The organism is Enterococcus sp. JM9B, from assembly GCF_009933265.1.
Classification (GTDB): Bacteria; Bacillota; Bacilli; order Lactobacillales; family Enterococcaceae; genus Enterococcus_C; species Enterococcus_C songbeiensis.
This window is the reverse complement of sequence record NZ_MAEK01000031.1, coordinates 56,618-83,039: the sequence shown is the minus strand read 5'-3', so window position 1 is coordinate 83,039 and position 26,422 is coordinate 56,618. Positions and strand designations below refer to the sequence as shown.

Annotated in this window: 29 protein-coding genes; 8 read left to right on the top strand and 21 right to left on the bottom strand. The window is 41.2% G+C overall.

Annotation, left to right across the window (positions count from 1 at the left end):
• The first annotated feature begins 306 nt into the window (after positions 1 to 306).
• On the top strand, positions 307 to 1,746 hold the full coding sequence (gene proS / locus BAU16_RS09980) for a proline--tRNA ligase (RefSeq protein WP_161527011.1): 1,440 nt from the start codon (positions 307 to 309) through the stop codon (positions 1,744 to 1,746).
• A 50-nt stretch (positions 1,747 to 1,796) separates the two neighbouring features.
• Here the strand turns inward: proS and BAU16_RS09975 are convergent, their stop codons facing one another.
• The 6 genes from BAU16_RS09975 to BAU16_RS09950 form a co-directional block, all read right to left on the bottom strand.
• On the bottom strand, positions 1,797 to 2,801 hold the full coding sequence (locus BAU16_RS09975; protein ID WP_161527010.1) for a lipoate--protein ligase: 1,005 nt from the start codon (positions 2,799 to 2,801) through the stop codon (positions 1,797 to 1,799).
• A gap of 12 nt (positions 2,802 to 2,813) precedes the next feature.
• Positions 2,814 to 3,554 carry an MBL fold metallo-hydrolase gene (locus BAU16_RS09970; RefSeq protein WP_048604839.1) on the bottom strand — a complete coding sequence of 247 codons (741 nt, stop codon included), beginning with the start codon at positions 3,552 to 3,554 and terminating at the stop codon, positions 2,814 to 2,816.
• A 73-nt stretch (positions 3,555 to 3,627) separates the two neighbouring features.
• The gene (locus BAU16_RS09965; RefSeq protein WP_048604838.1) at positions 3,628 to 4,416 is read right to left on the bottom strand and encodes a DUF975 family protein; all 789 of its coding nucleotides are present in this window, start codon (positions 4,414 to 4,416) and stop codon (positions 3,628 to 3,630) included.
• Between the two features lie 18 nt (positions 4,417 to 4,434).
• Entirely contained in the window at positions 4,435 to 5,520 is a 1,086-nt protein-coding gene (locus tag BAU16_RS09960; RefSeq protein ID WP_048604837.1) for a M42 family metallopeptidase, read from the bottom strand.
• A 125-nt stretch (positions 5,521 to 5,645) separates the two neighbouring features.
• Positions 5,646 to 7,694, bottom strand: a complete 2,049-nt coding sequence (locus tag BAU16_RS09955; RefSeq protein ID WP_137605009.1) for an FtsX-like permease family protein — start codon at positions 7,692 to 7,694, stop codon at positions 5,646 to 5,648.
• Complete coding sequence (locus BAU16_RS09950) at positions 7,684 to 8,451, bottom strand: ABC transporter ATP-binding protein (RefSeq protein ID WP_137605008.1); 768 nt, start codon at positions 8,449 to 8,451, stop codon at positions 7,684 to 7,686. Before BAU16_RS09950 ends, BAU16_RS09955 begins: the two co-directional genes overlap by 11 nt.
• Before the next feature lie 281 nt (positions 8,452 to 8,732).
• Here BAU16_RS09950 and nrdD point away from each other — a divergent pair, with 281 nt between their 5' ends.
• Positions 8,733 to 10,922, top strand: coding sequence for an anaerobic ribonucleoside-triphosphate reductase (nrdD, locus tag BAU16_RS09945; protein WP_048604834.1), 2,190 nt, complete (start codon positions 8,733 to 8,735; stop codon positions 10,920 to 10,922).
• Between the two features lie 28 nt (positions 10,923 to 10,950).
• Positions 10,951 to 11,553: an anaerobic ribonucleoside-triphosphate reductase activating protein gene (nrdG, locus tag BAU16_RS09940; RefSeq protein ID WP_048604833.1), complete on the top strand. Its 603-nt coding sequence runs from the start codon at positions 10,951 to 10,953 to the stop codon at positions 11,551 to 11,553.
• Between the two features lie 50 nt (positions 11,554 to 11,603).
• Here the strand turns inward: nrdG and dinB are convergent, their stop codons facing one another.
• The 10 genes from dinB to dnaX all read right to left on the bottom strand — a co-directional run bounded on the left by dinB (position 11,604) and on the right by dnaX (position 19,610).
• Positions 11,604 to 12,722 (bottom strand): DNA polymerase IV, encoded by a 1,119-nt coding sequence (gene dinB / locus BAU16_RS09935; protein ID WP_137605007.1) that lies wholly within the window; start codon positions 12,720 to 12,722, stop codon positions 11,604 to 11,606.
• 120 nt (positions 12,723 to 12,842) lie between these two features.
• Positions 12,843 to 13,712, bottom strand: coding sequence for a 16S rRNA (cytidine(1402)-2'-O)-methyltransferase (rsmI, locus tag BAU16_RS09930; RefSeq protein ID WP_048604831.1), 870 nt, complete (start codon positions 13,710 to 13,712; stop codon positions 12,843 to 12,845).
• A gap of 59 nt (positions 13,713 to 13,771) precedes the next feature.
• Positions 13,772 to 14,119, bottom strand: a complete 348-nt coding sequence (locus BAU16_RS09925) for a DNA replication initiation control protein YabA (protein ID WP_171000788.1) — start codon at positions 14,117 to 14,119, stop codon at positions 13,772 to 13,774.
• Positions 14,120 to 14,121: 2 nt separating this feature from the next.
• Positions 14,122 to 14,940, bottom strand: a complete 819-nt coding sequence (locus BAU16_RS09920) for a PSP1 domain-containing protein (RefSeq protein ID WP_048604829.1) — start codon at positions 14,938 to 14,940, stop codon at positions 14,122 to 14,124.
• Positions 14,941 to 14,942: 2 nt separating this feature from the next.
• Positions 14,943 to 15,890, bottom strand: a complete 948-nt coding sequence (gene holB, locus BAU16_RS09915) for a DNA polymerase III subunit delta' (RefSeq protein ID WP_048604828.1) — start codon at positions 15,888 to 15,890, stop codon at positions 14,943 to 14,945.
• Positions 15,891 to 15,902: 12 nt separating this feature from the next.
• Positions 15,903 to 16,232, bottom strand: a complete 330-nt coding sequence (locus BAU16_RS09910) for a cyclic-di-AMP receptor (RefSeq protein WP_048604827.1) — start codon at positions 16,230 to 16,232, stop codon at positions 15,903 to 15,905.
• Between the two features lie 18 nt (positions 16,233 to 16,250).
• The gene (gene tmk, locus BAU16_RS09905; protein ID WP_048604826.1) at positions 16,251 to 16,889 is read right to left on the bottom strand and encodes a dTMP kinase; all 639 of its coding nucleotides are present in this window, start codon (positions 16,887 to 16,889) and stop codon (positions 16,251 to 16,253) included.
• Positions 16,890 to 16,936: 47 nt separating this feature from the next.
• Positions 16,937 to 17,533 (bottom strand): recombination mediator RecR, encoded by a 597-nt coding sequence (gene recR / locus BAU16_RS09900; RefSeq protein WP_048604825.1) that lies wholly within the window; start codon positions 17,531 to 17,533, stop codon positions 16,937 to 16,939.
• Between the two features lie 24 nt (positions 17,534 to 17,557).
• Positions 17,558 to 17,872 carry a YbaB/EbfC family nucleoid-associated protein gene (locus tag BAU16_RS09895; RefSeq protein ID WP_048604824.1) on the bottom strand — a complete coding sequence of 105 codons (315 nt, stop codon included), beginning with the start codon at positions 17,870 to 17,872 and terminating at the stop codon, positions 17,558 to 17,560.
• 16 nt (positions 17,873 to 17,888) lie between these two features.
• Positions 17,889 to 19,610, bottom strand: a complete 1,722-nt coding sequence (gene dnaX, locus BAU16_RS09890) for a DNA polymerase III subunit gamma/tau (RefSeq protein ID WP_137605006.1) — start codon at positions 19,608 to 19,610, stop codon at positions 17,889 to 17,891.
• Positions 19,611 to 19,795: 185 nt separating this feature from the next.
• On the opposite strand from dnaX, the gene BAU16_RS09885 reads away from it, so the two are divergent.
• Genes BAU16_RS09885 through BAU16_RS09875 form a run of 3 tightly spaced genes read left to right on the top strand, consistent with a single transcriptional unit; the run spans position 19,796 to position 22,960 of the window.
• Positions 19,796 to 21,034, top strand: a complete 1,239-nt coding sequence (locus BAU16_RS09885) for a DUF7130 family rubredoxin-like protein (RefSeq protein WP_137605005.1) — start codon at positions 19,796 to 19,798, stop codon at positions 21,032 to 21,034.
• Positions 21,035 to 21,056: 22 nt separating this feature from the next.
• On the top strand, positions 21,057 to 22,163 hold the full coding sequence (locus BAU16_RS09880) for a TFIIB-type zinc ribbon-containing protein (protein ID WP_161527009.1): 1,107 nt from the start codon (positions 21,057 to 21,059) through the stop codon (positions 22,161 to 22,163).
• Entirely contained in the window at positions 22,160 to 22,960 is an 801-nt protein-coding gene (locus BAU16_RS09875) for a TPM domain-containing protein (RefSeq protein WP_048604820.1), read from the top strand. Before BAU16_RS09880 ends, BAU16_RS09875 begins: the two co-directional genes overlap by 4 nt.
• A 99-nt stretch (positions 22,961 to 23,059) precedes the next feature.
• On the opposite strand, the gene BAU16_RS09870 is transcribed toward BAU16_RS09875, so the two are convergent.
• From BAU16_RS09870 to rpsP, 3 genes are all read right to left on the bottom strand, one after another.
• Complete coding sequence (locus BAU16_RS09870) at positions 23,060 to 23,323, bottom strand: hypothetical protein (protein WP_048604819.1); 264 nt, start codon at positions 23,321 to 23,323, stop codon at positions 23,060 to 23,062.
• Positions 23,324 to 23,482: 159 nt separating this feature from the next.
• The gene (locus BAU16_RS09865; protein ID WP_048604818.1) at positions 23,483 to 23,731 is read right to left on the bottom strand and encodes a KH domain-containing protein; all 249 of its coding nucleotides are present in this window, start codon (positions 23,729 to 23,731) and stop codon (positions 23,483 to 23,485) included.
• Between the two features lie 11 nt (positions 23,732 to 23,742).
• Positions 23,743 to 24,018, bottom strand: a complete 276-nt coding sequence (gene rpsP, locus BAU16_RS09860) for a 30S ribosomal protein S16 (RefSeq protein ID WP_048604817.1) — start codon at positions 24,016 to 24,018, stop codon at positions 23,743 to 23,745.
• A 166-nt stretch (positions 24,019 to 24,184) separates the two neighbouring features.
• Here rpsP and BAU16_RS09855 point away from each other — a divergent pair, with 166 nt between their 5' ends.
• The gene (locus tag BAU16_RS09855) at positions 24,185 to 24,739 is read left to right on the top strand and encodes an NADPH-dependent FMN reductase (RefSeq protein ID WP_137605003.1); all 555 of its coding nucleotides are present in this window, start codon (positions 24,185 to 24,187) and stop codon (positions 24,737 to 24,739) included.
• Positions 24,740 to 24,791: 52 nt separating this feature from the next.
• Here BAU16_RS09855 and BAU16_RS09850 read toward each other — a convergent pair whose 3' ends face one another.
• On the bottom strand, positions 24,792 to 25,313 hold the full coding sequence (locus BAU16_RS09850) for a dihydrofolate reductase family protein (RefSeq protein WP_137605002.1): 522 nt from the start codon (positions 25,311 to 25,313) through the stop codon (positions 24,792 to 24,794).
• 10 nt (positions 25,314 to 25,323) lie between these two features.
• Positions 25,324 to 25,911 (bottom strand): DNA-3-methyladenine glycosylase I, encoded by a 588-nt coding sequence (locus BAU16_RS09845; protein ID WP_048604814.1) that lies wholly within the window; start codon positions 25,909 to 25,911, stop codon positions 25,324 to 25,326.
• Positions 25,912 to 26,041: 130 nt separating this feature from the next.
• Between BAU16_RS09845 and BAU16_RS09840 the strand changes: the two genes are divergently transcribed.
• Positions 26,042 to 26,422 (top strand): GntR family transcriptional regulator, encoded by a 381-nt coding sequence (locus tag BAU16_RS09840; protein WP_137605001.1) that lies wholly within the window; start codon positions 26,042 to 26,044, stop codon positions 26,420 to 26,422.

The following is a 26,422-nucleotide window of genomic DNA, read 5'->3' as shown; positions in this document are numbered from 1 at the left end:
TCATCAACAAAGAAATAAAAAATTGTTCTTGCAATTTTTGTCTTTGCCTTTTACTATGTAAAGTAGTTGGATTAGTAGTAGTAAGATGGTCACAGAAAGTCAAACCACGGCTGTAAGTTTGATACCCGCTCTTTTTACGAACCTGCCACCTGCATGATTGACTTGTGATGAAGTCGGGGGAAAGCCCTTATCCTTTTTTGAGCAGGACTGTAAAAAAACAGTCAACAAAGGTGGTACCGCGAAGTCCAAGCATTTCGTCCTTTTATTAGGATGAAATGCTTTTTTATTTTTAAAGGAGGAAACAACATGAGTAACGAACAAAAAAATGATTTTACAGAATGGTATCTACAAACGATCCAAAAGGCGGAACTGATGGCCTACTCACCCGTAAAAGGTTCGATTATTTTCCGTCCCGACGGCTATGAGCTTTGGGAACATATTCAAGAAGAATTCAATAAATTTTTACGCAGTGAAGGTATTCGCAATGCATACTTCCCAATGCTGATTCCTCAAAGCTTCTTCATGAAGGAAGCTGATCATATCGAAGGCTTCGCCCCAGAACTCCCTTGGGTGACCAAAGTCGGCAATGAGGACTTAGAAGAACCTTTGGCTTTGCGACCAACCTCGGAAACGATGATTGGCTCTGCCTTTTCTGATTGGATCAATTCCTACCGCGATCTGCCTTATGAAATTAACCAATGGGCCAATGTTTTTCGTTGGGAAAAGAAGACTCTCCCATTTTTACGGACTTCAGAATTTTTATGGCAAGAAGGACACACTGCCCATGAAAATGAAGAAGACGCTCGAACTCGAACAATGAAAATTTTGGATGAGTATGCGCGACTGTGCGAAGAATTTTTAGCAATTCCTGTCTACAAAGGACAAAAGACCCCTTCTGAACGTTTTGCTGGTGCAGTAGATACTTACTCTATTGAAGCCATGATGAAAGATGGCAAGGCTGTTCAAGCCGGAACCTCCCATTATTTGGGAACAAAATTTGCGGATGCCTTTGACATCACCTATCTGACAAAAGAAAACAAACACACTTTTGTTCACACCACTTCTTGGGGAATCTCTACTCGTTTGTTAGGCTCTTTGATTATGACCCATGGTGATGACAACGGGTTGGTTTTCCCTCCAACGATTGCGCCAACTCAAATCGTTTTGATGCCAGTAGGACCTTGGAAAAAGAATCCCGCTATTTTGGAAAAATTAGAAGCTTTGTTTGCTACCTTTAAAGCGGCTGGTTATCGTGTACGTCTAGATGATACCGATAATTCACCCGGCTATAAATTCCACGAGTGGGAATTAAAAGGTGCCTGCCTGCGAATTGAATGCGGTCCACGGGATCTAGAAAACAATCATGTCATGGTTAAAGTTCGCGACTTTTCAGAAAAAACGGCGGTTTCCTTTGATGATCTGAATGAGTACGTCAAAGAACAATTAACCGTCATGCCAAAACGGTTATTGGAAGCAGCCCGCGATCGCAACAAAGAAAATGAACATTTCGACATCGATACCTTGGAAGATCTAAAAGCCCATATCGAACGATGCAAGGAAGCAGATCAAGTTCCTGGATTTGTTCTGATTGGTTGGGACGGTACCGAAGAAACAGAAGCAAAAATCAAAGAAGAAACTGGTTTTACTACACGAAACATTCCTTTTGCACCACCAATGGAAAAAACTGTCGATATCGTCAGCGGCAAACCTGCTAAACATACTGTTTGGATTGCTCGTGCGTATTAATAAAAAAAGTGACCTGAAACTGCAACAGCAGTCAAGGTCGCTTTTTACTATCAATAAATCAATTCCAACAGGTCAGTCGGCTCAATATTGCCAAAATATTTTTTCACATCAATCGACCCAACAGCCGTCGTCAACGCATCCTTTTCATATTTGACACCCAGCAGTGCATCTTCAACATCTTTGATATCACCTAACCCAAAGAAGTCACCGAAAATTTTTGCTTCAGAAATTTTGCCATTTTCCACATTAAGACGGATATCAATGGACCCGATTGGGAATCGTTTCCGGCGTTCAATTTCAAACTCTGGAGACTTGCCGTAGTTCCAATCCCAGTTGCGATAGTATTGATCAGAAATTTCATTAACCTTTTTCCAATCTTCCTCAGTCAGTTCATAGGTTTTTATTTCATCCGTTGAAGAAACACCAAAAATTTTCAGCAGAATCTCTTGACGAAATTCTTCGGTTGTCATTCCTTGATTTTCTTTTGGTAAAAACGGTTTGATATTCGTTACTCGAGAACGGATTGATTTGATTCCTTTTGATTCAATCTTATCTTTACGTACCTTCAAGGCTTTGACTACCTCATTGATGTCACTATCAAACATAATCGTCCCGTGGGCAAACATCCGTCCGTTGGTTGCATACATTGCATTACCGGAAAACTTCATGTCATCAATGACTAAATCGTTACGCCCTTTTAATTCTGCTCCTTCAACCCCCATTTCATGTAAGGCTTGAATAATCGGTTTCGTCAATTTTTCAAAGTCTCGGAAGGAATTGCCATCATCTGGCATAATAAAACTAAAATTCAAATTCCCAAAATCATGATAAACGGCACCACCACCACTGAAGCGACGGATAACATGGATTCCTTGTTCGTCGACATACTCTTTATTGATTTCTTCAATGGTATTTTGATTCCGTCCGATGATAATCGATGGTTCATTGATATAAAAAAGCAGAATTGGTTCATCGACTTTCATTTCTTGAAGCAAAAAAACTTCGATTGCAAGATTGATTCTAGGGTCATTGTTTTCATTTGGTACAAAAATCACACTCTCGTCCTCCTAAATGTCGAATGTTTTTCCCACTTCTGCCAGCTCCACCGATACTTGAAAATCCGCAGCTTCTTCTGCCTGCGCTTTTAACTGTTTCAACTCTCCTTGTTGTGGCAAATGGGTCAACACCAGTTTTTTTACACGTGCCTGTTTGGCGATTTCTCCAGATTCTTTGGAAGTGAAATGGGCTTTGTGTTTTTCATTTCCGGCAAACAAATACGTATCTGCCAAAAACAGGTCCGCATCCTTTGCAAATTCCTGAAAAGTTTCCAAATAACCTGAGTCACCAGTGAATACAAAAACTTTCCCTGTACTAGTTTCAACAAAACGCATTGCATAGCAAGTGACTGGATGTATCGTCTTCATAAATGTAACAGAAAACGGTCCCAATTCCAACTGTTTCGTCTCAAAATAGGGACGACCCTCTGTCACTCCCGGCAACGTCAATTCGTTGTAATGAAACTCATCCAACGTATGGCCATAGATGGGTAAAAGTGGTTTGGGTTCCAACGTCGGGTACAACTGCCAATAATATTGCAATACACCCAGATCAGCAATATGGTCATAATGATAGTGGGATAAAATCACTGCATCCAGTGCCAGAGGATCTAGAATTTTTTCTAATTCAAGTAAGGTCCCGCTCCCTGCATCCAGCAACAAATGAAAATCACCTGATTCCAGTAAATATCCGGTTGTGCCCTTTCCTTGGTAAGGATAGGCACCTAAGCAGCCTAAAACCGTTAATTTCATTTTATACACGCTCCTTTTTTCTCTATGCTAGCACAAAAAAAGTGTCTCCTCAAAAAGGAAACACTTCAACCGTTTAGATTGGATCACCGATCTGTTTGCGAGAATCGTCGTAAAAAGCGGCGATGCTGACATTGGCGTAAGTCACCGCCCATAACGTACCGATAACAAAAGCCAACATTCCCAAAATATACCAGCCGATAAAGGACAGTTGCAGCAAAATGTATTGTCCGATTCGCCCTTTTAATAATTTCCAACCGTAGCTCAAGCTGGCCCCAACTTTCAAATCCGGAAAGTCCATTTTTGCCCAAGCAGCAAACTGAAAGACACCGGTAACGATGCTTGATGCCACCAACAAGACAAGAACCAACAAAAAGAAAAGTAAGACTAACAGTAAATTATCGCCAAAAATGTGTTGAAAAATTGCATCAGTATTTGTCCCGTTACTAACCACTAACGCAGCATAGACACTGGCACCGAACATTACCAATAAAGGTAAAAATACGATTAAGCCCACCAGATAACCCGCCACACTATTTAGAAAATTAATGATCATCATCGGCACATAATATTTTTTGTTAAAGATGACAAAAATCTGTCCCGCTTCTGCCTTCCCACCACGAACAACGTACAATGCTACAAAATAAGTCGCATAAGTAAAGGCAAACAACACAAGATTGCTGACCAAAAAGTCAAGAACAGTTGCCTGTGTACTTTCTGCTTTAAAGTTCGTGATGCCGCTAAAAATATTTTGGACGATTCCGCTAGCAAAAATCGATAGAAAAACGATTAAGACATTCATCCCCCATTGACCGGCCAATCTTTCTCTTGCCTGTTTTCTTAATTCTGGATTTGTTTTTTGCATGGAAAGCCTCCTAATTTTTTAATAACTTCTCAATTCATTTACTGTTTGATCGTCCAAACGACGAATTACTTCTGTTACTAATTTTACCGTATTCAAATAATCATCTTCATGGATGACTGATGTGTGAGAGTGCAGATAGCGAACAGGCACCGTGATTGCCAAAGAAGGAACACCATCACGAGTCAAGTGCATTTGACCGGCATCGGTTCCACCACCGGTAATTACTGTATATTGGAAGGGAATCTCTAATTCTTCCGCCACATTGATGACAAAATTCAATAATTTTTTGTGAGGAATCATAGAAGCGTCAAAAATCAAAATTTGCGGTCCTTTGCCCAACTCAGAATCTGCTTCCTTCGGTGTCATTCCCGGCGTATCTCCTGCAGTTCCGGTATCAAGAGCAATTGCGATATCTGGATTGACTAAGTGGGTGCTGGTTCTGGCTCCTCGCAAGCCAACTTCTTCCATCACATCACTACCGGCAAATAAACAATTAGGATGATTTTCTTTTGACAGAATTTCTAATACTCGCAGTGAAACGGCGGTCCCAATCCGATTATCCCATGCCTTTGCCAATAAAAATTTTCCATCATTCAAGCGTTGATAGTGAATATAAGGGGTAATCATATCTCCGGGACGAATGCCCCATCCTTTTGCTTCTTTGTCACTTGATGCGCCAATATCGATAAACATTTCCTTCACATCGTAAGGTTGTTTTCGTGCCTCAGGACTTAAAACGTGAGGCGGTTTTGAACCAATCACACCATGGATGATCTTACCAGCTTGGGTTTTGATTTCGACTTGTTGTGCCAACATAACTTGTCCCCACCAGCCGCCAAGGGTTTGAAATTCGATGAACCCTTTTTCTGTGATTTTGGTCACCATAAATCCTACTTCATCCATATGACCAGAAATAAAGATTTTCGGACCGCCACCTTCTCCTGTGTGTTTTGCAACAACACTGCCTAGGCCATCAAAAAAAATATCTTCAGCAAACGGTTTGGCGTACGCTTTAAATACCTCTCTTACTTCTTCTTCATTTCCCGGAACTCCCCGAGCAGAAGTAAGATCGATCAATAATTGTTCTTCTTTTCCATCTAACATTTCTGTCTCTCCTCATAAAATATTTCTACTGATAAATTATACCATTCTTCTTTCTTTTTTGTACCCACATTCCCTACTAATGGTACTCTCTCACTAAAAACCTGCGATACTTAGACCTCCATTGTTCAGCTTTCGATAATTCGTGAGTAAATTTGGGCTGTGATTATATAGAAAATCAAATAAGCACCAGCCATAATGCCACAAAACAGATAGGCAAGCCAATAATTGTCACTAGTAATAAATTGATTCAATACATAAATAGCAAACATTGCATGGCCGGTTCCTAATAAAATCGGCGGCACGAAAATCCAAGCATTTTGCTGGTAAATCAAATGGCGAATCTCTTTTTGTGACACACCTAGCTTTTTCAAAAGTTGGTAGGCATTTTTTTCGTTCTCGGCTTCTGAAAACTGTCGCAGCATCAAAATACTTGCGGTCGTAATCATCACAATTACCCCAATAAATAAAGCAACATAAATAGAGATTCCCGCCTGACGACGAGCACGTCGGATGGCCGGAAAACGACTGGTTTGGTTCATTCGAACATTGCTACCGGAAAAATCTCCGGCGGCTCCACTGATTTCTTTTTTCTGGATACTGCCAGTAAAAGAAGTTCCCTGCCGGTCGTAATCAAAATAAATTTCATCCGACCAAGTCAGAGGCAACACTGTGTTGAGCTGCTGATTTAATTTTTCCTGATCAGCAACATCCGCAACATCCACCATTGCCACCGTGTAATCAATCCCTTCAACAGTGTCAAACACCTGCTGGCTGACGACTAAAACCGACCCGCTATACCTTAAAAAGCTCTCACCTAAATAATCGGGATACATTTTCTGTAAATCCAAAGTCACTTGATCTTCTAGATAAATCTGCCGCTCCACACTAGTAATTCCTCGAAAACTATTGTAGGAGTAATCAAAGAGGACCGCAGCATTGGCGGTTTTCAACTGAATTTTTGGCAAGCTAGACTGAACGTTTCGAAATTCATTATAATTATCAATCGTCAGTAAATTAATGAGCTGTTGCTGCTGGGTTTGTTGGGTGTTCAAGACCTTCAAGCTCAAATAACTGCCGGTAGCCTTATACTGTAACAACGTCTCGTTCGTGATTTTTCCGTTATTTCCCTGAATCACCTGTTGCAAGGTTGGCAAACTTTCTTGTCGAACCTGAAAATCTGTCGGATTGCTGTTTCGAACCACTTGAGAATTTAATGCAATTAATGAAATCGTGGCACCAATGATCGCAATAGCAATCGCAGCAACAATCGTCGTTAACGAAAGGCTTCGCCAACTACGAAGCACGTGAACCCGACTGTTATTCAGCATGAACAAGGTCAATCCTTGGTAGCTTTTTTTTCGTTTTCGCAACAGATGAATCAGGCTTTTGATTGTAAAACGATAAAATAAATACGTTCCCACGACGCATAGCGTAAGAATCAGTAAAGGCAGCCAAAAAACGATCCACAAATCATGGGTTTTACCAATATAATCAAATAAAAGGTCATGAATAAAAAAGGCAAGAAAATAACCGCTGCCGATAAAAATCAGCCCCATACTGCCAAAAAGAATCGACCAGAAGGAAACCTTTGTTTGGGAGGAAGGAAAAGCCATCCCCTTTGAAAAAAGTTCTGCCAATTGTTTTTTTGATAAAATCCAAATATTTTGCAACGCCAGTACAAGATAAACAAATAGGAACACATTTGCTGTGAAAAGAATCGACGGAAAAGAGATAAAAAACTCACTGTCGATTTCTAAAGCCATGGCTTTGATTAAAATCATTGAGAAAAACTTTGACAAAATCACACCTAAAAGAATACCGATAACAAAGGAAACACTATTCAGTACAAACGTTTCCAATAGAAATTGCCCGACGATTCGCAACCGTTTCAACCCAAAAAGTTGATACAAGGCGATTTCTTTTCGTCGTTTCACGATAAAAAAGCGATTGGCACTTAGCATAAAGACTAATACAATCAGTAGCACTAAAAAATTTCCAAGATTCAGTATGCCTTCAATTTGAACGTCTTGACTGGTTCGTTTGATCAGGGCTGAATCATAGGTGATTGCCGAAAAAGAGTAAAAACTCATGACAGCCATTGTCATGCAAAGAAACGGAACCGCATAATTGCGGAATTGTTTCAAAAAACTGCGCCACGCCAATTTATAAAGCATGTCGCCGCCCTCCTCCACCAATAGTTGCCTGCATATCGATTACTTTGTCAAAAAATTCCTTTCGAGAACCACGGCGCACGACTTCCGCAAAAAATACACCGTCTTTGATGAATAAAATACGATTGCAATAACTGGCAGTGTACGGATCATGAGTCACCATCAAAATAGTTGCATCTTCTTTTAAATTGATCTCACTTAAATAGTTTAATAATTCACCTGCAGATTTTGAATCCAAGGCACCCGTCGGCTCATCGGCAAAAATTACTTCTGGATGGGTTGCCAAGGCTCGCGCCGCCGCTACCCGTTGCCTCTGCCCCACAGACAATTCTTCAGGGTATCGTTTCAAAAGCATTTGAATCCCCAATAATTCCGTCACATGCGCCACCCGCTGCTCCATTTCAGTCAGTGGCAAACGATCAATGGCTAAAGGCAGGAGAATATTGTCCCGCACATTTAATGTTTCTAATAAATTAAATTCCTGAAAAATAAAACCGATTTTTTTTCGGCGGAAATCACTTAATTCTGTTTCACTCATTTTTGTTACATCTTGCCCCGCGATATGAACCGTTCCAAATGTCGGCAGTGCAATCGAAGACAAAATATTCATTAGCGTGGTTTTTCCCGCACCGCTAGGACCCATAATCCCCACGAATTCCCCTTTATCCACTGTAAAGGACAAATTATCCAGCACTTTCGTCTGATTAAAACGATTCCCATAGGTCTTGCTTAAATGTTTGACATCAATAATCGTTTTCATCCGCGTCACTCCCTTCATAATTCATGGTAGCATAATTTCTAGTAGTTTCACGACTTTAGGTTACGAAATTTGATAGAAAATTTTTTATTCATTTTACCGTAAATTTATAAATCCTAAAAGCCTATGTTCATCAGCTTTCATACTTTTTCAACGAAAATTATACACTATATATTGTGTTGGTTTTTCTTATGAAACATTTTTACCCACTATATCTAGTTGCAGGATTTGTTCAATTCCATTATGATAATTAGTGAACAATCGTTTTAAAGGAGTGGAGCCCAATGATGAAAATCAGCAAAACCGTGGAGACGACACAACGTCATCCGCAATTAAGCAGTATGAAAATCGTAAAGCGCGACGGCCGCCTCGTTGATTTTGATGACCAAAAAATTTATGATGCACTGGTAAAAGCCAAAACACAGGTCAGCGGCGAACTATCTCCGTTAGATCATGAACGAATTTTAGAAATCGTTGAACGCGTGGACCAAGAAATTGCCGAACGTTTCACAAACAATGTTAAAATCTATGAAATCCAAAATATCGTTGAACACACACTTTTAGAAAAGAACGAATATGCTTTGGCGGAACACTACATCAATTATCGAACTCGCCGCGATTTTTCCCGCAGTAAAGCGACAGATATTAATTTTACTATCGGTAAGCTAATCAACAAAGATCAGTCAGTAGTCAATGAAAACGCCAATAAGGACAGCGATGTCTTCAATACACAACGAGACCTGACTGCCGGGATCGTCGGGAAATCCATCGGGTTAAAGATGCTTCCTCCTCATGTGGCAAATGCACACCAAAAAGGGGACATCCATTACCATGATCTGGATTACCATCCTTATACCCCAATGACCAATTGCTGTTTAATCGATTTTAAAGGCATGCTGAACAATGGGTTTAAAATCGGTAACGCCGAGGTGGAATCACCAAAATCTATTCAAACGGCAACTGCACAGATTTCTCAAATCATCGCAAATGTTGCTTCCAGTCAATACGGCGGCTGTTCCTGTGACCGTACCGATGAATTGTTGGCTCCTTTTGCTGAATTAAATTATCAAAAGCATTTGCAAGATGCCAAAGACTGGATTGAAGACACCTCTCGTCAAGAAGAATTTGCCAAAACAAAGACTCGCAAAGATATTTTTGATGCCATGCAAAGTTTAGAGTATGAAATCAATACCCTGTTTACCTCTAACGGACAAACACCCTTTACCTCCCTAGGTTTTGGGTTAGGAACTTCTTGGTTTGAACGAGAAATTCAAAAAGCAATTCTGCAAAACCGGATTAATGGATTAGGCAGCGAAAAACGGACTGCCATCTTTCCAAAATTGATTTTTTCAATGAAGCGGGGCGTCAATGCTAATCCAAACGATCCAAATTACGATATCAAGCAACTAGCTTTGGAATGTGCCACCAAACGGATGTATCCGGATATTTTGAATTACGAAAAGCTGATCGAACTGACCGGCAGCTTTAAAGTACCAATGGGGTGTCGTTCTTTCTTGCAGGGCTGGAAAGATGAAAACGGCGAAGAAATTAATGTAGGGCGAATGAATTTAGGCGTTGTCACTTTGAACCTGCCGCGAATTGCAATGGAAGCCCAAGGCGATCAAGACAAATTCTGGCAAATTCTGGAAGAACGTTTAGGTATCGTAAAAGATGCCTTGGTTTATCGTGTGGAGCGCTGTAAAGAAGCAGCCCCGGCGAACGCTCCCATCCTATATATGTATGGTGCTTTTGGCAAACGTTTAGGTCGAAAAGATTCCGTCAACGAATTATTCAAAAATAAACGTGCCACGGTTTCTTTGGGCTATATCGGTCTTTATGAAGTGGCTTCTGCCTTCTTTGGCGGCGAATGGGAAAATAATCCTGAAGCAAAAGAATTCACTCTTTCAATTCTTAAAGAATTAAAAGCCCATGCAGATAACTGGGGAAATGAATATGGCTATCACTTCAGCGTATATTCCACCCCAAGTGAAAGCCTAACGGATCGTTTTTGCCGTTTGGATACAGAAAAATTTGGATTGGTTGAAAATATTACCGACAAAGAATATTACACAAATAGTTTTCATTATGATGTCCGTAAAAATCCAACTCCCTTTGAAAAACTTGATTTCGAAAAAGATTACACGAAATATTGTTCCGGCGGCTTTATTCATTATTGTGAATATCCTGTCCTGCAACAAAATCCGAAAGCATTGGAAGCAGTTTGGGATTATTCCTACGATCGCATCGGCTATCTTGGAACAAATACGCCAATCGATCATTGTTACGAATGCGGCTTCGAAGGAGATTTTACACCAACTGAACGAGGCTTTGAATGCCCACAATGCGGCAACCATGATCCCAAAACCTGTGATGTGGTCAAACGTACTTGTGGCTATCTAGGAAACCCCCAAGCCCGTCCTATGGTTCATGGTCGTCACAAAGAAATTTCCTCACGGGTCAAACACATGAAATAATCAATCAAGCAAAAAAAGGAAGTTTTTCATGAATAATCCGAAACCTAAAGAGTGGCAAGCAGCCGATTATAGTCAAAATTATGTGGCAGACTATAAGGCCTTTAATTTTGTTGACGGAGAAGGTGTTCGCAACAGTTTGTACGTCAGCGGCTGTTTGTTTGCCTGTGAAGGCTGTTTTAACAAAGCCGTGCAAAATTTCCGTTACGGCGTCCCTTTCTCCCAAGAATTGGAAGAGCGGATCATTACCGATCTAGGGCATGATTACGTACAGGGATTGACCTTGTTAGGGGGAGAACCCTTTTTAAATACTGCTGTCTGTTTACAAGTAGTCAAACGGGTGCGGAAAGAATTTGGTTCAACAAAAGATATTTGGAGCTGGTCAGGCTATACCTTTGAAGAACTGCTGGCAGAGACCGACGACAAGTTGGAATTGCTAGGAGCCATCGATATCTTGGTAGACGGCCGTTTTGAACTGGCCAAACGGGATTTGAATCTTCAATTTCGCGGTAGCAGTAATCAACGGATTATTGACGTGCAAAAATCGTTAGCTGCCGGAAAAGCCATCATCTGGGATAAATGTACCGACGCTGAAAAAAGCTACGAGCAGGTCAAGCGTCGCAAGTTGATCTAACAAAAAAGTATCGTCAAACATGGATTTATGATCCATTGTTTGGCGATACTTTATTCTTTTTCTCCCCAGAGAGGCAATCGGATATTTTCATAGGTTAAAGGATCAAGATTGGTGACGGTGATTCCTAAGAGACGAATTCCTTTTTCCAATCCAAGAATTTCTTCCCAAATCAAACTTGCTTGTGAAAAAATGGCTTCTTTTTTATTAACGTAAGTTGGCAGCGTTACACGTTTTGTAATCGTGGTGTAATCCGCATAGCGGACTTTTAAAACAACTGTCTTTCCATGTTTTTGAACCCGTTTAAGAGAAAACTCCACCTTCTCTGCTAACTGTCGCAATTGTGTCAAGACAGCTTCTTCAGTGGTCAACGGATTGCCATATGTGTGCTCTTTTCCTACAGATTTTCGTTCACGGGTGACATTGACAGTAGACTCATGAACCCCACGAACCTTTCGATACAGGGAATACCCCATTTTACCAAAATGCTGAATCAAGTCCATTTCACTGCGTTCATAAAGATCCGCTCCGGTAAAAATATTCAATTCGTGCATTTTAGGCACTGTCTTTTTTCCGACACCGTGAAATTTCTCGATGGGTAATGCTTGTAAAAATTCAAGGGCATCTTCTGGCATGACAGCAGTCAAGCCCCGAGGTTTTTTAAAATCCGACGCAAGTTTCGCTAGAAATTTATTGTAGCTGACACCTGCTGAACAGGTTAACTGAGTTTCCTGCCAAATATCTCGTTGGATCATGCGAGCGATTTTGATCGCAGAACGACTATTGATTTTATTTTCTGTCACGTCCAGATACGCTTCATCAATCGACATCGGTTCGATTACATCAGTATAGCGTTGAAAAATTCCGCGAATTTGTCGGGAAATCTCTCCATATTTCTCATGGTTTCCCGGTACAAAAACTGCCTGTGGACACAATTCATAGGCTTTTTGTGCGCTCATTGCAGAATGAATACCATACTGCCGTGCCAAATAATTAGCAGTTGTAACGACACCGCGACCACCGGTATCACTAGGATGACGCGCAATAACTAATGGGTGTTTGGCTAATTCGGGGTTATCTCGTTCCTCAACAGATGCAAAAAAAGCATCCATATCGATATGAATAATTTTTCGCGACGTATCATTTTTTAACGGAAAGCGTAATTCAGCCATTTTCCCACCCCACTTCCTCTCTATTATACCCAAACGAACGTTCCCATACAATTTTTGCTTTTGATTTTTAATAAAAAGAAACGTTTATTCAAAAAAAAGAAGACTTCCGCCTTCTTCTCGTTACTCTTCAAGTTCATGGTATTCTTTGTACACCACTTGCTTTTTGACTTGATTTCGTTGTGCGACCTCTTTGATTGCCGCATTGGGTTTAGCACCTTCTGCTACTAAATTTTCGACCTGTTCTTTTAAGGAACGGGTTTCTGTAATCGTCACTTCAGATTGTCCATCATGACCGGCGACCAACAAGCAGCATTCCCCTTTAAGTTCATTTTCTCCTAAGTAAGCAGACAGTTCCTCCAGGCTTCCTCGCAAATATTCTTCATGAATTTTTGTCAGCTCCCGACAAATCACCGCTTGCCGATTTTTGCCAAAAACGGCTGCTATTTGCTGAATAGTTGCTGCAATTCGGTAAGGTGACTCATAAAAAATCAAGGTACTGGTTTGTTGCTTTAATTTTTCCAACGCTTCTACTTGTTCTTTTTTCTTGCGGGGTAAAAACCCATAAAATAAATTAGGTTGTGGAGATAATCCCGATGCAATCAGTGCCGTCAATCCCGCCGTCGGTCCCGGTAAAGAAACCACGGGAATCTCAGCTTCAACACAGGCAACCACCAACTCATGCCCCGGATCACTGATAGAAGGCATCCCGGCATCACTCACCTGTGCGATGGAGGCACCCTGTGTTAATAATTGTAGTAATTGTGGGATACGTTCTTTATAGTTATGCTCGTGTAAACTTTTCTGAGGGGTTTCGATGGCAAAATGATTGAGCAATTTTTGCGTATTGCGTGTATCTTCACTGGCAATCCAGTCAACTTCTTTTAGCAGACGAACACTGCGAAAGGTCATATCCTCCAAGTTACCGATTGGCGTAGGAATCAAATACAGTATTCCTGATCCTTGATCTTTAAAACTCCGCTGTTTTTTCATAAACAACTCCTCTCTGAAAAAAGGATTGATCGTCCTCAGACATCAATCCTCCACTCTTTTTATTTTCCGCTTTCTCGATAGATAACTTCCAAACAAAAGGCACAGGGTTCATCATGCTCCCGACGAGAACCGTAAAGATCATAACAAACATGAAAGCCTTCTTCATAGATTTTTTCTAAATTCATGCGGGATTTCGACAACTCTTGTTTGATTTTTTCTGCTGGTGCTTCGGCCACTTGATTCAGCTCGCGAACATGATCCCGCAGTTTTTGATTCTCCAACTCAAGGGTCGTATTTTTTTCAACAATTTCTTGCAGCGCCAGCTTCATTTCTCCTAACTGCTGCAAAGAATTTTCCAATTCCAGTTCAAGCTTGTTCAGCCCATCATACAAGGATCGCTTATCCATAGTCATCGTGAATCACCTGCTTTAACAAGTTCTAATTCTTCGTAGTCATATTCCACAGGCGTTTCCCGACCAATCAACCGTACTTTGACCACACGATTTAAAAGATTGAGTCCTACGACCTTCCCTTTGCCATCTGGAGTCACGATTTCTTTGCCGTAATCCGGCATTTCTTTTTTCGCTGCTTCATAAGATTCGTTTTCATATTTCAAACAGCACATCAACCGCCCGCAAAGACCGGAAATTTTCGTGGGGTTTAAGGAAAGTCCTTGATCTTTTGCCATTTTGATTGAGACTGGAATAAAGTCGCCTAAAAAAGTTGAACAACATAACGGCCGCCCACAAGGACCGATGCCCCCTAAAACTTTGGCTTCATCCCTCACACCGATTTGTCGCAGCTCGATTCGGGTGCGAAACTCGCTGGCCAAGTCCTTGACCAATTCCCGAAAATCCACCCGTCCATCTGCTGTAAAATAAAAAATCATTTTACTGCGGTCAAAAGTATATTCAACTTGCACCAATTTCATTTCCAGATGATGGTCGCGAATTTTTCGTTTGCCGATTTGCAGCGCTCTTTGGGCATCCTCACGATTGTGTTCGGCTTTTTCAATATCTTTGGTGGTTGCTTTTGCCAAAATCGGTTTTAATTCATCCGGCAAATCAGCAGTGTTCATTTCTTTTTTAGGAACCGCAATCGTTGCCAGTTGTTTGGCTTGTTGAGATTCCACTAAAACTTTTTCATTATATGTGTAATCAGATTTTCCAGGAGAAAAATAATAGATATGACCCGCTTCTCGATAACGGACGCCTACCACTTCTACCATTTTCATCCTCCTTTCTTCTGGAACTCTTGATAAATGATCCGCAAAGCAAGCTGTTCCGCAACATTTTGGAAGGAAACGTTGGCTGTCAGTTTCTGTTCTGCCTGTAAAAGCAGCTCCAGCATCCTATTAATACTGACGGTCATTTGCGTTTCACGATCCCGCATCCGGCGAAAATAAAATAACAACATTTGCAAAATCATCGTCTGTTGCTCTTTTTCTTTTGCTAAGGGTAAAATACGCTTTTGGACATAAATAAATGCTTGTGGATCACGTTTTTCTAAATAAGAAAACCATTGTCCAACGGCATCCTTAGCACCATTAAACCATTCATCATGGTAGATTTCAACTGCTTTTTGATAACCATTCGTCAAACTAGCCAGAAGTTGTGCGGATTCTTTGCCGATTCCTTCTTCTTGCAGTTTTTCAATCAAATGATCCGGAGCCAAAGGCAGAAAATGGATCACTTGACAGCGAGATTGGATCGTGGGCAAAATTCTGCCCAACGCATCGGTTTCTAAAATTGCTAAAAAGCTGCCCGGCGGCTCTTCTAAAAATTTCAACAAACTATTGGCAGCGCTGGCATTCATTTTATCGGCAGCTTTGATAATAAAAATTTGACGACGGCTTTCAAAGCCGCTTTTTGAAAATTCCGTCTGCAATTGACGAATCTGGTCCACTTTAATCGTTTGTCCATCTGGTTGGATTACTTGAACATCGGGATGTTCCCCATTTGTGATCCGTTGGCAGTTGTTACACTGATTACAAGGCTCTTCTCCTTGTAAATCAGTACAAAATAAACGTTTAGCCAGCCATTGACTCATGGTTCCTTTGCCGGTTCCCTGATCGCCTTCAAAAAGATAAGCATGGGCCAGACGCCCATGCTTCACACTTTTCTTTAATTGCGAGAAAACAAGCGGCTGATATTCAGCTAAAAAAATGCGTTCTTCCATCATTTTCTCCTATTAATATTGATGAAACCCTTCGACTGGTAAAACAAATACCGTCGCTCCGCCGACTTCCACTTCCACGGGATAAGGAACTTGTCCATCCAATGAAATATCTAAGGACATCGGTGTAGAAACATATTGTTTCCGTGACTGACAGGTTTTCTTGATCAATTCAAGTGCTTCTTCGACACGATCGTCATCGATCCCGATAATAAATGTACTGTTGCCGGCTTTTAAAAATCCACCGGTGGAAGAAAGCTTTGTCGCACGAATATTCGCGTCGATAAATTCATTTGCTAAACGGTTGCTGTCCTTGTCTTGTACGATAGCCATAATTAGTTTCATCATTTTGTCCTCCTATAATTAGAAATATTCGGGGTAGGTCTCAGTAATTGCCATAAAACTTGCATCAACAACTTCCTGCAGGCTCATACGGGCATCAACTTTATGGATACGAACAGGATCTTCCTCCGCCAATTTCAAATAGGCATGACGAACACGTTGGTGAAATTCCAAGCTTTCGGTTTCTAAGCGATCTGCTTTTTCATAACGTGTGCGGGCAATCCGTTGCAGTCCGGTATCTGAGTCTACATCTAAGTATAACGTAAAATCCGGTTTTGTGCCTTCAATTGCAAAATTATTGATTTTTTCAATCTCAGGAATTCCAATTCGACGTCCAGCTCCTTGATACGCCAATGAACTATCAACAAAACGGTCACAAATGACGATCTTTCCTTCATTTAATGCGGGGATAATAACCTCCACTAAATGTTGACGGCGAGCAGCAGCATACAACAGTGCTTCTGTCCGTTCATCCATCTCTTCATTTGCAGGATCTAAAATAATTTTGCGGATCTTTTCTGAAATGCGTACACCACCCGGTTCTCTCGTTTTAACGATTGGTCTTTTCGCCAATAATTGCAACCGAGGATATAATTCGTTCAATACGCTGGTTTTTCCCGCGCCGTCTGGTCCTTCAATCGTGATAAACAATCCGTTCACTTTTTTCCTCCATACTATCCAGTTTCCCCTGGAAAATTACTGATTTTCTAAATTTCTCTGCGTCCTTCAACCGCTTTAAGCAAAGTGATTTCATCTGCATATTCGATATCACTACCGACAGACAATCCATGAGCCAAGCGTGTCACTTTGATACCCGCAGGTTTAATCAACCGCGATAGATACATCGCCGTTGCTTCTCCTTCGGTTGTGGCGTTGGTAGCAATGATTACTTCCTTCACCGTATCGTCATGCAGCCGCTGGATCAAAGACGCAATATTAATATCGTCTGGACCAGTCCCTTCCATTGGGGACAAGACGCCATGCAACACATGATAAAGCCCATGGTATTCCCGCATTTTTTCCATCGCCATCACGTCTTTTGGTTCTTCAACAACTAAGATCGTGCTACGGTCGCGGGTGGTATCCTTGCAGATTTCACAGGGATCTTCTTCTGTGATGTTTCCGCAGATACTGCAAAAATGCAGATCCCGTTTGACACTTAATAATGACTTAGCGAATTCATTGACGACTTCATCTTTCATATCAATCGTATAAAAAGCTAATCGTGTCGCGGTTTTTTGACCGATTCCCGGTAATTTCATGTAACTGTCGATCAATTTTGCAATTGGTTCTGGATAATGCATTCGTTCTTACTCCTAACGAAAGGATTAAAATCCGGGCAGACCTTTCGTGTATTTACCCATTGTTTTTTCTGTTTCTTTTTCCACTTTAGCCAATCCGTCATTCACTGCCATAACAATTAAATCCTGCAGCATTTCTGGATCTTCTGGATCAATAACATCTGGAGTAACCATCAGTTCTTTCATTTTGCGATCCCCAGTAAAGGTTGCTTTAACGTAGCCGTTCGTGGATTCACCAACGAACTCTTGCATATTTAATGCTTCCTGCGCTTTTCCCATTTCTTTTTGCATTTTTTGTACTTGCTTCATCATGCCTTGCATATTTCCCATGCCTCGCATCATTTTTCTTCACTCCTAATTAATCATTTTGTATTTGTGCGAAATCACCAAATAATTCCTTGGCCTTCACAACAATTTCTTCTGGTTCCGGTTCCTTTTTCTCCGTTGGTTCAATCGTACCACCAATTTCGGTCGTGTGGGAAACAAAATCTCTTCGCAAAACCGGCCAACTGTCTTCAGTAATATAGATTGGTTTTGGTGCATAATCAGGAATCATACGACTGATATTATTGTGAATCGCCAATTCCAGCTCCTGATCACTTGCTGCCTTTTGGCAAACAATCTCATAATCAAAAGCGATCACTAAGCTATTAGGTCCGGCTGCTTTCGGTTCGCTGGAGCGCAAAACTGCCCGTTGTGTCACAGACAAGCTCATCAGCAAATCTTCCCAAACATTTTTCACATTGATCAAATCAGCCTTCGTTGCTTCCCGCAAGACACCAAAGACTTGCTCTTTTGGTACTCGATAGGTCGTTGTTTTCCCCCGATGAGGTTTGTTATTTGCAGCAACGGGTTCTGCGTTAGAGGTAGCAGACTGTCCTTGTTTCAATTGCCGGATTTCATTTTGCAATTGATTCAGTTGTTGCTTCAATTCTTGGAGCTCTGCGGAATTGGTTGGTGAATCTTCTCCACTTGTTGGAGCCGCTATTTTTTCTTGTGTTTCGCTATTTGCCAGCTTGACGGTTGCTACTTCCAGATAAATCGTTGGGCTGTTCGTAAAACGAACTTCATTTTGCGTTTCGTTTAAGACGTTGATCCAATGATAAATAACCGTTGCAGCAACTTCTTGCGCCAGTCTCGTAAAGGCTTCGGTCAAATGCCCTGATTTTTCCTCTAATAATTTAGGCGCTTTTTGATAAATCAGCAAATCCCGACAATAAACCAATAAATTTTCTAGCAAACGACGGGCTTCTTTGCCGGCTGCCAACATTTCTTGCAAATCTGTCAGCGCTTGGGTCACATCCTGCTCATAGCAGGCTTGAATAAAATGGTCCATCATTTCGTAAGTAAGACTGCCGGTGACCTCCATCGCATCCTTCAGTGTCACCTTTTCATCACTAAAAGAAATGGCTTGATCCAAAATACTCAGCGCATCCCGCATCCCGCCTTCTGCCGCTCGAGCGATCACATAAAGCGCTTCTTCTTCGTACTCGATTTGACTCGTTTGCAGCACATGAGCTAAATGAGCAGCGATATCTTGGGTATCGATTCGTTTAAAATCAAAGCGTTGTGTTCGAGAAATAATCGTTGCCGGAATTTTATGAGGTTCAGTCGTTGCCAAAATAAAGACGACATTTTTTCGCGGTTCTTCCAAAGTTTTCAATAAAGCATTAAAGGCTCCTGTCGAAAGCATATGGACTTCATCAATAATATAAACTTTATATTTCGCTTTTGTTGGAGCGTAATTGGCACGCTCTCGAATAAAACGAATTTCTTCCACGCCATTGTTGCTGGCAGCATCGATCTCAATAACATCTTCTTGCGTTCCCGTAGTAATGGAACGACACATGTCACATTCATTGCAGGGCTCCCCGTTTTGACTGTTGGGGCAATTGATGGCTTTGGCGAAAATTTTGGCAGCACTGGTTTTCCCGGTACCTCTTGGCCCTGTAAATAGGTAGGCATGTGAGATTTGATCTTGAAGGATCGCATTTTTTAACGTTTGGGTGATTGCTTTTTGACCGACGACATCGTCAAATCTTTGAGAACGCCAAACGCGGTAAAGTGCTTGATAGGCCATACTTTTTCTCCCCTTTTTCAAAAAATTCGCTAGTTACTATTATACGGAATTTTTAACTAAAAAACTAGGTTTCCTACGTTCTTTTAATAAATTCTCTGAAGCTTTTGCGTCATAAGTTTTAGAAATCAGCGCCTATGGTATAATGAATTAACACTTTGTAACTTTTTTAAAGGAGGAAGACAATCATGGGAATCATTAAAGCAGCGACAAGTATGGTGGGCGGCGGACTTGCCGATCAGTGGCTAGAGGTCATTGAACCAGAAGAGATGAGCGACACGACAGTAATGACAAAGGGTGTCAAAGTTCGGCAAGATGACAAACGAGGCTCAAACCGTAAAGGAACGACAGATGTTATCACAGACGGTTCAGTGATTCATGTTTATCCAAACATGATGATGTTGTTAGTCGACGGTGGGAAAATTATCGACTTTACTGCTGAAGAAGGCTATTATACGGTAAAAAATGATCTTGCACCTTCCATGTTCAATGGCTCTTTAAAAGATGCAATCAAAGAAACCTTCGATCGATTTAAATTCGGCGGCGTGACTCCGCAAAAGCAACAAGTTTTTTATATCAATTTGCAAGAAATCAAAGGAATCAAATTTGGTACCGCCTCACCGATCAACTATTTTGACAATTTTTACAACGCAGAACTTTTCTTGCGGGCTCATGGTTCCTATTCGATGAAAGTCACCGACCCGATTTTATTTTATACCAATGCAATTCCTAAAAATAAAACGCAGGTGGAAATCGACGACATCAATGAACAATACCTTAATGAATTTTTGACCGCTTTGCAGGCATCCATTAATCAAATGTCCGCTGACGGTCAGCGAATTTCTTATGTTCCGTCAAAAAGTATGGAACTAAGCAAATATATGGGAGATGTCTTAGACAGCAGCTGGACGGAGCTACGAGGAATGGAAATCGTTTCAGTGGCGGTGGCCAGCATTTCTTACACGGATGATTCTGTGAAATTAATCAACATGCGCAACCAAGGAGCCATGTTGGGAGATCCTGGCGTACGGGAAGGCTATGTACAGGGTTCCGTTGCCCGAGGAATGGAAGCTGCCGGTAAAAATGAAGGCGGCGCAACCACCGGATTTTTCGGAATGGGCATGGGTATGAACGCAGGCGGCGGCTTTTTAAATCAAGCTTCCCAAGCAAATAATGAACAAATCCAGCAATCCCAACAAGCGCAACAATCAGGAAACAAAGACACATGGACCTGTCCACAGTGTGGTACAGAAAATACAGGGAAATTCTGCAGTAATTGCGGGACACCGAAACCAGAAACCCAAGCTGCAGCAAATCTCAAAATGAAATGCAGCGAATGCGGAGAAATCATTGATCTTTCTAAAGGAATTCCTAAGTTCTGCCCAAATTGCGGCAAACCATTCAAAGGCGTGCCTTTGGACAGCTGATGGTTAGAAGAGGAGAATGATTATGGATGTCCTAACACACAAATGTCCCAATTGCGGCGGGGCATTGACTTTTGACCCTGACGACCAGAAATTTCACTGTCCCTATTGTTTGAGTATTTTTACAGTTGATGAAGTCAGCGCCTTTGAGGAAAAACAAAAACAAGCGCAAATGGTGGATGAAACAACAGCCGCTAGTGATCCAAAAACCGAAACAACTGAAACGACGGAAGCCGATGATGGATTAGCGGAGCCGATGGATTTATTTCTCTGCCCCAGCTGCGGCGCAGAAATCGTAACTGATGCAACCACCGCTGCCACCTACTGCTACTACTGTCATAACCCGGTGGTCTTGCAGGGGCGCTTAAGCGGGAAATTTCTGCCTAGCAAAGTTTTACCTTTTTCAGTCGGCAAAAAAGCGGCAACCGAAAAATTTTTAGCTTGGGCACAGAAGAAATGGTTTGTGCCGAAAGACTTTTTCAGTCAACCTCAAGTAGAAAAACTTACCGGCGTTTACTTTCCTTATTGGAATGTCGATGCCGAAACCAAAGGCGAAATCACCGGAACCGGTACTTCTTTGCGGGTTTGGCTCGTGGGAGATATTGAATACACCGAGACCAAGCAATATGAGATTGAGCGAGCCGGTACCATCAAATTTAAGAACTTGGTTAAAAATGCACTTTCAAAAAATGTCCAACAAAAAATGGTTAGTGGGGTACAACCTTTTCCCATGGATAAAGCGGTGGCATTTAAAAACCAATACCTTGCTGGCTTTCAAGCAGAAAAACGTGACATTGAGTATTTGGAAATGAAGCCTGCAATTGAAAAAGAATTATCTTCCTACAGCGAAGATTTGCTAAAGGAAACTGTCGGCAGCTTCTCCACTTTTGTGACGAAACAAAAGCAGGTTGAACTGACCGCAGAAAAGGAAGATTATTTGCTGTTACCGGTTTGGCTTGTCACTTACCGCAGCAATGAAGCGGATAAAAAAATCTACTATTATGCAATGAATGGTCAGACCGGAAAAGTCAGCGGTATTTTACCCATTAGTTATAAAAAATTGGGCGCTACCGCATTTGGAATTTTTCTGATCGTCTTACTGCTCTTCTTAGTTGGGGGGTATTTCATTTGAAAAAGCTTGGGCTTCTTTTATTCGGTATCGTCGCCAGTCTTCTTTTTGCCCATCCGGCTATTGCAGCCAGCGATTTAGTAGAAGATGATGCACAGTTATTTACCGACTCACAAATCACCCAGCTCAACGAAACCGCAACAAAAATCGGTGAAACCATCAAAGGCAATGTTTTTATCGTAACCACCTATGACAATCAGGAGGAGCCTCGTGATTTTGCTGATGATTATTTGCGGGAAAAAGTCGGCAACAATCAAAATGGTGCTGTGTTGTTGCTGGATATGAATCAACGACAAATTTATATCTCGACATCTGGAAACATGATCGATTATTTAACCGATCGGCGGATCGACACTATTTTAGATGCGTTAGAAACAGAGATGGGTGATGAAAATTATTTTGAAGCGGCAAAAACGTACCTAGAAAAAACAGAAACCTTTGTTGCAGAAGGAGTTCCCGGCGGTCATTACCGGGTTGATGAAGAAACTGGAAAAATCACTCGTTATAAAGTGATTACTCCTCTTGAGATTGGTATTGCTGTAGCAGCGGCGCTCGTTGCAAGTATCGCCTTCTTCTTGGTTACAAAATCAACGTATCAGCTAAAACGAGGGGGCTACACCTACGCATATCATGAAAATGCAGATGTCCAGTTAACAAAAAAAGAAAATCGGCTGGTTCACTCCTTTGTTACAACTCGCCGAATTCCGAAAAACAACAATTCCGGCGGTGGATTTGGCGGCGGCAGCACCACCCACTCCAGCGGCGGCGGAACGTTTGGCGGCGGTGGCCGAGGATTTTAAGAAAATAAAAAAAAGCGGGATACAATCATGTAGTAACCTCCAAAAGTTAGATTTTTTGGTCTAACTTTTGGGGATTGCTTCATCATACCCCGCTTTTTTCTATGCCAGTAATTGTTGAAACCATGCAACGACTTGATTGAATTTTTCAACGATAAAATCAGCCGCTTGTTTCAAAAAACTGCCAAGATCGTCGCTATCAAAATTGGAGACCCACTGATTAACCTGAGAAAAAATATCCTCTCGAAAGATCCAGAGCAAAAATACAATGGCTAAAAAGCCAATCAGTCGCCAGATAAATGAGCCGATTTTAAAAATAAAGTAGATAAGTAGTGCAATAGCTAACCAAACAAAAATTTGGGTCATTGGATTTTCCTCCTATCCTTACTTTCATTATCCTCAAAACTCGTCGAAATAACATGCGGCTTGCGACGGATTTTTCCTTCTTCTATAAAAGTGTACCTGATTTCTTTCCGTGAAGAAAATAAAAAATCCCAACGATTGAAAAATCGCTGAGATCATTTCTCACTCTTTGCCGTCTAGAATATTCAAGCGGACTTTCTTGGGTCCTTCTGTACGCACGCCGTAAACAATCGTGCGAATCGCTTTAGCGACCCGACCTTGTTTGCCGATGATACGACCGATATCTTCTGGAGCAACAGATAAGTTGTATTCATAGAAATCATCTGATTCAACTACATCAAGCGTAATTTGATCAGGATGCGTAACCAATGGTCGGACGATTGTTAAGACTAAATCTTTCAAATCTGTCATAATTGGTCCCCTTATTTCTTAGTGAATTTTGCTTCGTGATGTTTTTTCATAACGCCTTCTTTTGAAAGGATGTTACGAACTGTATCAGAAGGTTGAGCTCCTTTTGATAACCAATCTAAAACTAGATCTTCTTTTAAAGTTACTTCTGCAGGGTCTTTCAAAGGATTGTAAGTACCTACTGTTTCGATGAAACGTCCGTCACGAGGAGAACGTGAATCTGCTACTACGATACGATAAAAAGGACTCTTTTTAGAACCCATGCGTTTTAAACGAATTTTTACTGCCATTACGATTACACCTCCATTAGTCTTAATCACAAAAGATAGTTTACCAGTTTTTTGATAAGGTGTAAAGAGTTTTTTCTTTACAGTCCAAATTATTTTGGCGTATCTTTTGTCATTTCAGACTTTTCTCGCTAAGATAGAGATAGAACCAAGAAATGGAGGAAGGAACATGACAAAAAAAATTGGTATTTTAGTAGGTAGTTTACGAGAAGGCTCCTACAATAAAATCGTTGCAAAAAAACTTGCTGCGCTTTTACCCGAGGGCTATGAAGCAGTATTCATCGACTTCAGCACACTCCCATTTTATAATGAAGATTTGGAAGTTGAAGGAAAGGTTCCGGAAAGCTGGCAAGCCTTTCGTCATGAATTGCAACAAGTGGACGGCATTTATTTCTTTACACCAGAATACAATCGTTCCGTGCCTGGCGCATTGAAAAATGCGTTGGATGTAGGCTCTCGTCCTTATGGGCAAAGTTCTTGGGATGGCAAACCTGCTTTGGTGGTCAGCGTTTCTCCTGGAGCAGTTTCCGGCTTTGGTGCAAACCATCACCTGCGTCAGTCCTTAGTTTTCTTGAACATGCCAACGTTGCAACAGCCTGAAGCTTATATCGGCAATATTTTAAATCTTTTAGATGAAAACGGGGAGATTGTACCTGATACGGTTAGCTACTTCCAATTGATTACCGATAAATATATCGAGTTTTTTGAAAAATTAAAAGGCTGAGAACTTTCTCTCAACCTTTTCCTAGCACGCACTCTTCGGATGGCGTGCTTTTTTATTTGTGAATTTTGCGGTAATGCAGTTCATAAAGTTGTTCCATTTGTGTTGTATCAACCAATTCAAGGCGTTGGTGATAATTTCCATCTTCAAACAACCGCTTGCCTTTTCCTAATAGGACAGGGGCGATTTGAATCCACCATTCATCAATCATATCTGCCTCCAACAATGGCTTTAAAAGATTGCCGCCGCCTACAAACCAGATCATTTTCCCTTCTTGCTGCTGCAATTGTTTCAAATACGCAACAGGATTTTCCGAAACGACCGTAGCATCTGGAAGTTCTTTCAATTTACGGGAAAACACAATGACTTCCTTGTCTTGATAAAAAGGCGTGCCTTCCGTCAGTTTTTTTGATTCTTCATAGGTTTTTCGTCCCATGACCAATGTATCTGTCAATTGATCAAAAGCAGCATACGTTGTTTCTCCTGTGGGGGTATCAAAAAGCCACTGCAAATTATCTTCGGTATCTGCTAAATAACCATCCAAACTAATGGCTCCATAAAAAACAAGTTTACGCATCATTTTCCTCCTAATGTTTATTTTTCGTCAAACTGACTTCTTTTACGGTTTCATGACAGGGACAAGTGAGTAAATGGTCATTGACCATACCGATCGCCTCCATAAACGCATAAATGATGGTTGTCCCAACAAATTTGAATCCTCTTTTTTTCAAATCCTTGGAAATCTCATCTGACAAAGGCGTTTTTGTTGGGACTTCTTCTGCTGTTGCAAACTGATTTTCGATGGGATGAAAATCAACAAATTTCCAAAGATAATCAGAAAAACTGCCAAATTCCTTTTGAATCGCTAAAACACATTGGGCATTGGTGATCGCTGCTGCAATTTTTAATCGATTCCGGATGATGCCACTATTTTGCATCAACGAGTCGAATTTCTCCTGATCAAAACCAGCGACGGTTTCAATATCGAAACCTTCAAATGCTTCGTCAAAAGTTTCGGTCTTGTTTAAAATCGTGTTCCAGCTTAATCCGGCTTGATTGAGATCAAGGACTAATTTTCGAAAAAGCTGTTGGTCGCGAAATTCCGGTACACCCCACACTTTATCGTGATACACCTGCATTTTTTCATTGGCTTGTGACCAAGGACATCGTTGCATTTTATCCCTCCTTTTCTATTGATTTTGCTACAGTCAGTTTACCAAATAATTACAAAAAAAGATTGCATTTCAAACTGTACTATGTATACTAGTACACATAGAAACACTTTGAGGGAAAGGAGTTTTTCAGATGGTTTTAATTAATAAAGGCAGCAGCAAACCCTATTATGAACAACTAGTGCTGGGGATCAAAGAAGATATTTTGCATGGCGTATTGAATGCTGGCGATCAGTTGCCTTCTGTCCGTGAGATGGCAAAACAGTTGTTGATGAATCCAAACACGGTCAGTAAAGCCTACAAAGTCTTGGAAACGGAACAAGTATTGGTAACCGTCAAAGGCAAAGGTACCTTTGTCAAAACGATGACAGATTCCCCAAGAGATGAGGTTCGGATTTTGCAATTGAAAGAACAGCTCAAAGAATTAGTGATCGAAGCACTGCATTTGCAAATCTCGCAAGCTGAGTTGATTACTTGGGTCAAAGAGGCCGAAGAAAAGTTAGGAGGACAGTAG

Excerpts from the sequence above, each read along its gene's own strand:
- BAU16_RS09870 (WP_048604819.1), bottom strand. The coding sequence starts at position 23,323 with ATGACCCAAATTTTTGTTTGGTTAGCTATTGCACTACTTATCTACTTT.
- BAU16_RS09895 (WP_048604824.1), bottom strand. The coding sequence starts at position 17,872 with ATGATGCGAGGCATGGGAAATATGCAAGGCATGATGAAGCAAGTACAA.
- BAU16_RS09920 (WP_048604829.1), bottom strand. The coding sequence starts at position 14,940 with ATGGTAGAAGTGGTAGGCGTCCGTTATCGAGAAGCGGGTCATATCTAT.
- BAU16_RS09965 (WP_048604838.1), bottom strand. The coding sequence starts at position 4,416 with ATGCAAAAAACAAATCCAGAATTAAGAAAACAGGCAAGAGAAAGATTG.
- BAU16_RS09950 (WP_137605008.1), bottom strand. The coding sequence starts at position 8,451 with ATGAAAACGATTATTGATGTCAAACATTTAAGCAAGACCTATGGGAAT.
- BAU16_RS09925 (WP_171000788.1), bottom strand. The coding sequence starts at position 14,119 with ATGGATAAGCGATCCTTGTATGATGGGCTGAACAAGCTTGAACTGGAA.
- rpsP (WP_048604817.1), bottom strand. The coding sequence starts at position 24,018 with ATGGCAGTAAAAATTCGTTTAAAACGCATGGGTTCTAAAAAGAGTCCT.
- BAU16_RS09960 (WP_048604837.1), bottom strand. The coding sequence starts at position 5,520 with ATGTTAGATGGAAAAGAAGAACAATTATTGATCGATCTTACTTCTGCT.
- BAU16_RS09880 (WP_161527009.1), top strand. The coding sequence starts at position 21,057 with ATGGATGTCCTAACACACAAATGTCCCAATTGCGGCGGGGCATTGACT.
- holB (WP_048604828.1), bottom strand. The coding sequence starts at position 15,890 with ATGGAAGAACGCATTTTTTTAGCTGAATATCAGCCGCTTGTTTTCTCG.
- BAU16_RS09840 (WP_137605001.1), top strand. The coding sequence starts at position 26,042 with ATGGTTTTAATTAATAAAGGCAGCAGCAAACCCTATTATGAACAACTA.
- rsmI (WP_048604831.1), bottom strand. The coding sequence starts at position 13,712 with ATGAAAAAACAGCGGAGTTTTAAAGATCAAGGATCAGGAATACTGTAT.
- BAU16_RS09865 (WP_048604818.1), bottom strand. The coding sequence starts at position 23,731 with ATGACAGATTTGAAAGATTTAGTCTTAACAATCGTCCGACCATTGGTT.
- nrdD (WP_048604834.1), top strand. The coding sequence starts at position 8,733 with ATGATGAAAATCAGCAAAACCGTGGAGACGACACAACGTCATCCGCAA.
- proS (WP_161527011.1), top strand. The coding sequence starts at position 307 with ATGAGTAACGAACAAAAAAATGATTTTACAGAATGGTATCTACAAACG.
- recR (WP_048604825.1), bottom strand. The coding sequence starts at position 17,533 with ATGCATTATCCAGAACCAATTGCAAAATTGATCGACAGTTACATGAAA.
- dnaX (WP_137605006.1), bottom strand. The coding sequence starts at position 19,610 with ATGGCCTATCAAGCACTTTACCGCGTTTGGCGTTCTCAAAGATTTGAC.
- BAU16_RS09970 (WP_048604839.1), bottom strand. The coding sequence starts at position 3,554 with ATGAAATTAACGGTTTTAGGCTGCTTAGGTGCCTATCCTTACCAAGGA.
- dinB (WP_137605007.1), bottom strand. The coding sequence starts at position 12,722 with ATGGCTGAATTACGCTTTCCGTTAAAAAATGATACGTCGCGAAAAATT.
- BAU16_RS09910 (WP_048604827.1), bottom strand. The coding sequence starts at position 16,232 with ATGAAACTAATTATGGCTATCGTACAAGACAAGGACAGCAACCGTTTA.
- BAU16_RS09885 (WP_137605005.1), top strand. The coding sequence starts at position 19,796 with ATGGGAATCATTAAAGCAGCGACAAGTATGGTGGGCGGCGGACTTGCC.
- BAU16_RS09845 (WP_048604814.1), bottom strand. The coding sequence starts at position 25,911 with ATGCAACGATGTCCTTGGTCACAAGCCAATGAAAAAATGCAGGTGTAT.
- nrdG (WP_048604833.1), top strand. The coding sequence starts at position 10,951 with ATGAATAATCCGAAACCTAAAGAGTGGCAAGCAGCCGATTATAGTCAA.
- BAU16_RS09855 (WP_137605003.1), top strand. The coding sequence starts at position 24,185 with ATGACAAAAAAAATTGGTATTTTAGTAGGTAGTTTACGAGAAGGCTCC.
- BAU16_RS09850 (WP_137605002.1), bottom strand. The coding sequence starts at position 25,313 with ATGCGTAAACTTGTTTTTTATGGAGCCATTAGTTTGGATGGTTATTTA.
- BAU16_RS09955 (WP_137605009.1), bottom strand. The coding sequence starts at position 7,694 with ATGCTTTATAAATTGGCGTGGCGCAGTTTTTTGAAACAATTCCGCAAT.